This is a genomic window from Streptomyces sp. NPDC032472, from assembly GCF_040636955.1.
GTDB lineage: Bacteria > Actinomycetota > Actinomycetes > Streptomycetales > Streptomycetaceae > Streptomyces.
Window position 1 is genome coordinate 1 of record NZ_JBEZVK010000216.1, and the last position, 1,206, is coordinate 1,206.

At 71.6% G+C, this 1,206-nt stretch carries 1 protein-coding gene; it reads right to left on the minus strand.

The features are described 5' to 3' along the window. Positions 1 to 19: 19 nt before the first annotated feature. Positions 20 to 1,206 (minus strand): serine hydrolase (locus tag AB0F11_RS38290; protein WP_362184507.1); only part of this gene is annotated, 1,187 nt, incomplete at its 5' end.

Below are 1,206 nucleotides of genomic sequence, written 5' to 3' on the forward strand. Positions count from 1 at the left end.
GACCGGCGGGCGGGCCCGCTCACCCGAGGCGGGTGAGCCGGGCGCCGACGGACGGCTCGGCCAGGGCGTTCCGGACGGCGACCGGCACGCTCTTGGCTCCTTCACCGTCACCCGCCGTCAGGGTGCCCACCTCCGTGCCGGCCTTCGCCCGGTGCGGCAGCGGCGTGGTGCCGGCGCCGAGGCTGAGCTTGAACTGCTGGCCCGGAACGCCGATCACGTTCAGGTCCTTGGTCGCCACGAGCGGCGTACGGCCGCCGAGACCGTCGTCCACGTAGCCGACCGTGTCGCCCTTGCGGACGAGCGGCGTGGAGGCCAGCGCCGTCCGCACCGCCTCGATGATCTTCCGGCTGTTCGCCAGCGCCAGGGCCAGACTCTTGGTCCCGTTCGGGTCCGGGCCCTCCACGCGCTGATCCATCAACGTGCCGAGGATCAGCGGGGTCTGGTCGCCGACCGACTTGTACGCCGCCCACATCAGCGCGCCGCCGGCGGGCGTGCTGGAGCCGGTCTTGATGCCGCGGACGCTGAGGCCCTGCACGCTGAGCAGGTCGTTGTTGTTGATGAGCGGCTGGGCCAGCCCCTTGATCGGCGCGCTGGGCATGGCGACGACCGTACGGAAGACCTCGTCCCTCATCACCGCCTCGGCCAGCTTCAACTGGTCGGTGGCGGTGCTGACGGTACCGGCGTCCAGGCCGCTGGGGTCCGTGTACGTCGTGTCCTTCATCCCGAGCTCCTTGGCGGCGGCGTTCATCTTCTCGACGAACGCGGCCTCCGAGTCGCTGCCGGTGTCCCAGCGGGCCAGCAGCCGGCCGGCGTTGTTGCCCGACGGGATCATCAACATCTTCAGCATGTCCTGCTGGCTGAACTTCGCCCCGACCGTGAGCCCCTGGATCCGGGACTCGTCCTCGGAGTTGCCCTCGGCCACGGCCTTCGCGTCGACCGTGATGTCGGGACCGGGCTCGTTCTTGCGCAGGGGATGGCCCTTGAGGATCACGTAGGCCGTCATCACCTTGGCCACGCTGGCCGTGGGGACGGGCTTCTGCTCACCGAACGTGCCGACCTCGCCGGAGCCGGGGACGCGGACGGCCCCCTGGCCCTTGGCCGGCCAGGGGATGGAGAACTGCCCGTCGACGGCGTGACTGGCCTCCGCGGCGACCAGCCGCGGGGCGGGGAGCGGACGCAGCAACTGGGCGCCGACGTAGCCCCCGG